The sequence below is a fragment of the Rhodoplanes roseus genome (genome assembly GCF_003258865.1).
GTDB lineage: Bacteria > Pseudomonadota > Alphaproteobacteria > Rhizobiales > Xanthobacteraceae > Rhodoplanes > Rhodoplanes roseus.
In genome coordinates this window covers 1-6344 of record NZ_NPEX01000308.1, presented here as the reverse complement: position 1 = coordinate 6344, position 6344 = coordinate 1, and the positions used below count along the sequence as shown (strand labels likewise).

At 70.1% G+C, this 6344-nt stretch carries 8 protein-coding genes; 5 read left to right on the top strand and 3 right to left on the bottom strand.

The features are described 5' to 3' along the window. Positions 1-63: 63 nt before the first annotated feature. Positions 64-1107: a GMP reductase gene (locus tag CH341_RS26630; RefSeq protein ID WP_111421984.1), complete on the bottom strand. Its 1044-nt coding sequence runs from the start codon at positions 1105-1107 to the stop codon at positions 64-66. A 611-nt stretch (positions 1108-1718) separates the two neighbouring features. On the opposite strand from CH341_RS26630, the gene CH341_RS26625 reads away from it, so the two are divergent. The 4 genes from CH341_RS26625 (at position 1719) to CH341_RS26610 (ending at position 4403) form a co-directional block, all read left to right on the top strand. Beyond that, positions 1719-2243: a YbhB/YbcL family Raf kinase inhibitor-like protein gene (locus CH341_RS26625; RefSeq protein WP_111421983.1), complete on the top strand. Its 525-nt coding sequence runs from the start codon at positions 1719-1721 to the stop codon at positions 2241-2243. Positions 2244-2276: 33 nt separating this feature from the next. Beyond that, entirely contained in the window at positions 2277-3284 is a 1008-nt protein-coding gene (locus CH341_RS26620; RefSeq protein WP_111421982.1) for a Bug family tripartite tricarboxylate transporter substrate binding protein, read from the top strand. A gap of 191 nt (positions 3285-3475) precedes the next feature. Further along, positions 3476-3781, top strand: coding sequence for an ATP-dependent Clp protease adapter ClpS (gene clpS, locus CH341_RS26615; RefSeq protein WP_111421981.1), 306 nt, complete (start codon positions 3476-3478; stop codon positions 3779-3781). 226 nt (positions 3782-4007) lie between these two features. Continuing rightward, complete coding sequence (locus tag CH341_RS26610; RefSeq protein ID WP_170149819.1) at positions 4008-4403, top strand: DUF2846 domain-containing protein; 396 nt, start codon at positions 4008-4010, stop codon at positions 4401-4403. 42 nt (positions 4404-4445) lie between these two features. Here the strand turns inward: CH341_RS26610 and CH341_RS26605 are convergent, their stop codons facing one another. Both CH341_RS26605 and CH341_RS26600 read right to left on the bottom strand, forming a co-directional pair. Beyond that, positions 4446-4652, bottom strand: coding sequence for a KTSC domain-containing protein (locus CH341_RS26605; RefSeq protein WP_342635037.1), 207 nt, complete (start codon positions 4650-4652; stop codon positions 4446-4448). Between the two features lie 26 nt (positions 4653-4678). Continuing rightward, the gene (locus tag CH341_RS26600) at positions 4679-5212 is read right to left on the bottom strand and encodes an MAPEG family protein (protein ID WP_111421979.1); all 534 of its coding nucleotides are present in this window, start codon (positions 5210-5212) and stop codon (positions 4679-4681) included. A 242-nt stretch (positions 5213-5454) separates the two neighbouring features. Between CH341_RS26600 and CH341_RS35410 the strand changes: the two genes are divergently transcribed. Further along, positions 5455-6344: hypothetical protein (locus CH341_RS35410; RefSeq protein ID WP_210208626.1), on the top strand; the 890-nt coding region annotated here is incomplete at its 3' end.

Genomic DNA, 6344 nt, shown 5'->3' with positions numbered 1-6344 from the left:
CTCCCGAGAACCCTCTCCGGGCGCGCCCCGAAGGGCGCGGCGGGTGCTCCGCCGCGGCCGCCGTCAGCGATCGAACACCGTGTTGCGCTGGGCGCCGACCATCACGAAGGTGGTGCGCTTCGGCACCTCCTTCAGGCGGGTGGCGCCGATATAGGTCATCGAGGAGCGCAGGCCGCCGGTGATCTCCTGCAGCGTGGCCTTCACCGGGCCGCGATACGTCACCTCGACGGTCTTGCCCTCGGCCGCCCGGTAGTCGGCGACGCCGCCGTGATACTTGTTCATCGCGGTGTCGGAGGACATGCCGTAGAACTCCATGCCCACCGCGACGCTCTCGCCGTCGCGCTGCTCGTGGCGGACCCGGCCCTCGCACTCGTCGTGGCCGGCCAGCATGCCGCCCAGCATGACGAAGTCGGCGCCGGCGCCGAACGCCTTGGCGATGTCGCCCGGCACCGTGCAGCCGCCGTCCGAGCAGACCTGGCCGCGCAGCCCGTGTGCGGCGTCGGCGCATTCGATCACGGCGGAGAGCTGCGGATAGCCCACCCCGGTGAGGTCGCGGGTGGTGCACACCGAGCCGGAGCCGATGCCGACCTTGACGATGTCGGCGCCGGCCAGGATCAGCGCCTCGGCCATCTCGCCGGTGACGATGGCACCGGCCATGATGACGGCGTCCGGGTTCTCGTCGCGCACCCGCTTCACGGTCTGCAGGAACTGCTCGCTGTAGCCGTTGGCGACGTCCATGCAGATCTTCGTCACCGGCACCTGCTTGCGCACGAAGGCGAGCTTGTCGAGGTCCTCGGTGGTGATCCCGATCGAGTAGAAGACGTTGTGGGCGACGTCGGACTTCAGGAACTCGACCAGGCGCTCGGCCGGATAGTGCTTGTGCAGGGCCACCATGGCGCCGAACGGCGCGAACGCCTTGGCCATGCTGAAGGTGCCGACCGTGTCCATGTTGGCGGCGATCAGCGGGAATCCCGTCCATTCGTGCCCGGTGTGGACGAAGCGGAACGTGCGGGTGACGTCCACGGCGGAGCGCGAGTTCAGGGTCGACCGCTTGGGCCGGATCAGGACGTCTTTGAAGTCGAGCTTGGGATCGGTTTCGATGTGCATGACGAAAAGTCCGGCCGGGATGACCGGCTTGGAGTGAGCCGACGGTGGCGCGGCGCCACGGCGGCGGAGCGGGGCGGCAAACGGGCCACCTTAGCAAGATATGTTTCGAAAATGCGAAGTGTCGCCCGGCGATCGGGCGAGAGCCGCCATGCATCGGTGGCGCCAGGCAGCGGAACCGCCAGGCAGCGGAACCGCCGTGCATCGCTGCTGCGATGCCGCGATGCGGCGTACGACCCGCGGGAAAATGCTGCGCCGCCCCCATAAACAAATCCGATAGCCTTGCGAATTCTCCGAATTGGCATTCGCGCGGCGAACACCCTAGCGTGCGCCGTGACGCGTTCTTCCAGCGGCCTCGTTCCTTGTTTCCGCGCGTCCGGCTCCTGTCGTCAGGCAGCGAGCACCGCGGCCTTCTCTAACGGCACGCGCCGACCCCCGGCATTTTCCGCGGCGCGTGCCGTACCCCCGACGACCAGGCCTCTCAGCGCCCAACACAACAGACGGCGATCCGCCACCGGCGACGCCGCATCATCATCGGAGGACGACCTGTGCAATCGACCCGACAATCGAACTTCGCCCGGGCCTTGACGGCCCTGGCCTGTGGAGCTGCCCTCATGACGACACTGTCCGGACCGGCCGCCGCCGAGGGCGCGGTCTTCCAGCTCTCGTCGCCCGCCTTCACCGACAACGGGCTGCTCGCCAAGAAGAACGCGGGCCGCAATCCGGCCAATCCGAACTGCGTCGGCGACAACGTCTCGCCGCCGCTCGCCTGGTCCAATCCGCCGGCCGGCACCCGCAGCTACGCCCTGATCGTCCACGACCAGGAAGGCCGCAGCGGCCTCGGCGTCGTGCACTGGCTCGCCTACGGCATCGACGCCGCCGTCACGTCGCTGCCCGAGGGCGCCGGCGACGGCTCCTTCAAGGGCCTCACCGGCGGCAAGAACATTTTGGGCCAGGGCACGTATTTCGGTCCCTGTCCGCCCAAGAGCGACGGGCCGCATCACTACGTGTTCACGATCGTCGCGACCGATCTCGCCCCCGATGCGCTGGCGCCGGGGCTGACCATGCCGCAGCTCCTCGAGGCGATCGGCTCGCACGCCAAGGGCGCCACCGGCCTGATCGGCCGGTTCGGTCACTGATCGCCACTCGGCCTTCCGACAAGGATCATCGTCATGACCACCCGCTTCCGTGCCTTTCGTGCCGTGCTCGGGCTCGCGGCCGGCCTCGCCGTCGCCAGCGGATCCTCGGTCGCCGCCCTGGCCCAGGACGCCGCGAAACCGGACTATCCGAAACAGGTGATCAAGCTCGTCGTGCCGACGCCGCCCGGCGGCATGGCGGACCTGCTCGGCCGCGTCATCTCCCAGAAGATCTCCGAGAACACCAAGGCGACCGTGATCGTCGAGAACAAGACCGGGGCTGCCGGCCTGATCGCCGCCGACATGGTCGCGAAGTCGCCGCCCGACGGCTACACGATCTTCCTCACCTATCACGCGACCGCGTCGATCCTGCATCTGATCACGGCGAAGATGACCTACGACCCGGTCAAGGACTTCGTCCCGATCACCTATGTGGCGATCGCGCCGAACGTGCTGATCATCAATCCGGACATCCCGGCCAAGACGGTCGCGGAGCTGGTCGCCTACGGCAAAGCCAATCCGGGCAAGCTCAGCTACGCCTCGCAGGGCAAGGGCACGACCGGCCATCTCGGCGGCGAGATGTTCGCCCAGGCGACCGGCCTGCAGCTCACCCATGTGCCGTATCGCGGCGCCGCGCCGGCCCTGCAGGACGTCATCGGCGGCCAGGTCTCGATGATGTTCGACATCGTGCCGCTCGCCCGCGAGCACATCAAGTCCGGCAAGGTGCGGGCGCTGGCCGTCACCTCGGCCGAGCGCGTCGCGGCGCTGCCCGACGTGCCGACCACCGCCGAGGCCGGCATCCCGTCGGTGCAGGGCGGCGCCTGGTGGGGGCTCGTCGCCCCGGCCGGCACCCCGAGGCCGATCGTCGACTGGCTCAACGCCGAGACCCGCAAGGCCTTCGACTCCAAGGAGGTGCGCGAGCGCCTCACCGAGCAGGGCCTGATCTTCGTGCTCGGCACGCCGGAACAGCTCGCCGAGCACCAGAAGAAGGAGACGGAGCGCTGGGGCGCCGTCATCGAGAAGGCCGGCATCAAGCCGGAGTGACATCGGCCTGCGGGCCGTGATCGCGACGGGGCGCGGATGCCAGGTCCGCGCCCCTTTTCGCGTTCACCGGAATGTGATCCGCCTGTCGTGATCTCGCCCACCCGCACCGGGTATCCTGCCGACGGCCCCGATCGCGCGCCCGAGTCGCCGCGCGCCTCGGCTATTCCGTCCGCGTATGCAGGAGAGTCGTCATGAGCCAGCCTCTGGTGAGGCCGCGCGTCGGCACGCGGCCGAAGACGCAGCGCCCGCCGATGCACAAGGTGATCCTGCTCAACGACGACTACACGCCGCGCGAGTTCGTGGTCGAGGTCCTCAAGGCGGTGTTCCGCATGACCGAGACCCAGGCCCATGCCGTGATGCTGACGGCGCACCGCAAGAGCGCCTGCGTGGTCGCGGTGTTCGCCCGCGACGTCGCCGAGACCAAGGCCAGCGAGGCGATCGACCTCGGCAAGGCGAAGGGCTATCCGCTGTTCTTCATCACCGAGCCGGAAGAGTAGGGCGGGGACGTCGCCGCGCCGGCCCCGCGCGTGTTGCACCCCCACGCCCGGCTCCGCAACAGTCCTGATTGCGTCACGTCGCTTTCACACCTATCGGCTAGCCCCGAAGTCTTAGGTAACGGGGTGGGCGGGTATGGTTCGGATGATCGTGGCGGCGTGCAGCCTGTGCACGCTGGTGTTGCTTGCGGCTTGTGCCACGGCACCGTTGGAATCGCAGACAAAGGCGTTGGACGCCCGCCAGGCGCGGCTCTATTTCGTGCGCGAGGCGAGCTTCATGGGGTCCGGCGCTTCGCCCAACGTACTGGTCGACGGCCAGGAGGTCGGCCGTGTCGGCAACGGCTCCTCGTTCTTCGTCGACCGGCCGCCCGGATCCCACAAGGTGGTGCTCGAGACGCCGGTGAGTCCCGGGCGCTACTCCGCCACGGTGACGACCAAGCCGGGCGGCACCTATTACCTGAAGATTGGCCCGCGCGCCGATCACGTGGTGATCGGCATCATCGCCGGGATCCCCGGGCAGATCATCGACGCCGTGGTGTCGGAGAACTCCGGTCCGTTCACGCTCACGCCCGTCGACGAGGCGACCGGCGCGGCGCTTCTGGCGCAGGTGAAGTCGAAGTCGTGACGGCGGGCCGTCGCCGGTCCGCCGGGGGGCCGTGATCGACGGTCAGCGCTTGCGGGCGGTCGCGAACGCGTCGCGGATGCGCTCGTTGAAGAAGCGGCCCTTGGACTCGGCGTCCAGGAAGTCCCGGTAGGTCGTCTCCGGCACGTGGAGATAGGCGTAGACGCGCCCGGTCACGAAGGTGATCTCCAGGACGCGCGCGGCTGGGTCGTAGCGGGCCGACCGGATGGCCGAGGAGTCGATGTCCGGCACGGCGGGACTCCCGCGGGTGTCGCCTCTCAGGCGCGATACAGGATCAGCACGAGCGCCAGCAGCGCCGAAAAGATCGTCGGGTAGAACGTCGCGGCGAAGCCGAAGGCGCGGGCCGCGGCCCCGTGGGCATAGCCGGCCCAGAAGGCGGCGCGGCCGACGCTGAACACCACGACGAGGAGCGGGATCAGCCCGAGCGCGGCGGCGGGCAGCACGGTCGCCAGCGCGAGGTGCACCGGGACCGCGATCGCCACCTGCTCGTGGGTGTTCTGCAGCACGGCGCGGCCGCACGCGATGGCGTCGCTCGGCGGCCCGAAGCCGCTGCCGGCGATGTCCTTCGGCGAGAAGAACCGCCCCTTGGCGACCGCCCCGATGGTGGCGATCAGCCACAGCACCAGCACGAGATCGCAGCGCAACGCGAAGGCGAGCCGGTCGGACATCGTGTCGGCCGCCGGCAGGGCGATCGGCGGCAGCAACAGCCCGGCGCCCACCACCGCGGCCGAAAACACCGCGCCGGCCGCCATGCCGCGCGCGACGCCGCGCTGCTCCGCATCCAGGGCCATGGGGGGCTCCGATTCCGATCGCCGGCCGACTCGCGCCCGAGTGTAGCGGGACCGGGGCGCGCCGGTCAGCCGCAGCGGTGCAATCTGTGGACGAGCCGCGCCGGTTTCGTCGCTACGGCTTGTGGGTGCAAGTCATAAGCCGTATCGGCTAGGCCATTGCATGGAATGGTTGTTGCCGGAGGCAAGGGATGGGGCGGGTTCGGGACGCGGCGCGGCGGGTCCGCGTCGGCGCGTGCGGTGTGATGGCCCGGACGTCGATCGCGGCGGGCATCGTCGTCGCGGTGGTGCTCGGCGGGCCGGCCGGGATGGCGCAGACCGCCGCTCCGCCACCGGCGAAGCCGGCCGCCAAACCCGCCGCCGCCAAACCCGCCGCCGCCAAGCCGGCGAGCGCCAAGCCGTCGCCCGCCAAGCCCGCCGCGGCCAAACCCGCCGCCACGGCCAAGCCGCCGGCCGAGACCGGTCCCTGCGAGCTCGGCGTCGTCTCCGTCGTCGGACATCTCTTCACCCGCCAGAAGGTCGGGATCACGGTGTTCGGCAACGAGCACGACACCCTCCCGAGTTCCGCCTGGGGCCTCGACGACGTGGTGGCGGCGCGGGTGCGGGCGGCCGCCGGAGCGGGCGTGCGCCGGATCGCCGTCCCGCCGGGCGCCTTCGATGCTTACGAGAAGCCGGCCCGGGCGCTGTTCCGCAACGCCAACGACGATCTGCTCGCGGCGGTCCGCACCGTCACGGCCTCGACGCGCTGTGCCCGCTACCTGGTGGTCACGCGGGGCTCCAGCGCGTTCTCCAGCACCAACCAGACGGTCGCGGGCCTCGGCATCGTGAACTACGGGGCGCCGTTGAGGAGCCGCAGCTATGTGTTCGCGCTGACCGCCATCCGCCTGTACGACGGGGCGTCGCTCGCACTGCTCGCGACCGAGGTCTCGCAATTGCGGGAGAGGACACTTGGGGACGTGCTGATGGGGGGACTGATCCGTGGCCCCTTCGAGGAGGTCGACGACGGCCTGTGGCCGGAGACGCCGCAGACGCCGATCGCGCCGGGGGTGCGGTCCGCGGCGCGCGACCTGCTGGTGCTGAGTCTCGACCGCACGCTGCCGCGCGTCCTCGGGGTTTCCGCGCGCGCCGGCCACGA

Coding starts and splice junctions, on each gene's coding strand:
- CH341_RS26630 (WP_111421984.1), bottom strand. CDS start 1,107: ATGCACATCGAAACCGATCCCAAGCTCGACTTCAAAGACGTCCTGATC.
- CH341_RS26625 (WP_111421983.1), top strand. CDS start 1,719: ATGACGACACTGTCCGGACCGGCCGCCGCCGAGGGCGCGGTCTTCCAG.
- CH341_RS26620 (WP_111421982.1), top strand. CDS start 2,277: ATGACCACCCGCTTCCGTGCCTTTCGTGCCGTGCTCGGGCTCGCGGCC.
- clpS (WP_111421981.1), top strand. CDS start 3,476: ATGAGCCAGCCTCTGGTGAGGCCGCGCGTCGGCACGCGGCCGAAGACG.
- CH341_RS26600 (WP_111421979.1), bottom strand. CDS start 5,212: ATGGCCCTGGATGCGGAGCAGCGCGGCGTCGCGCGCGGCATGGCGGCC.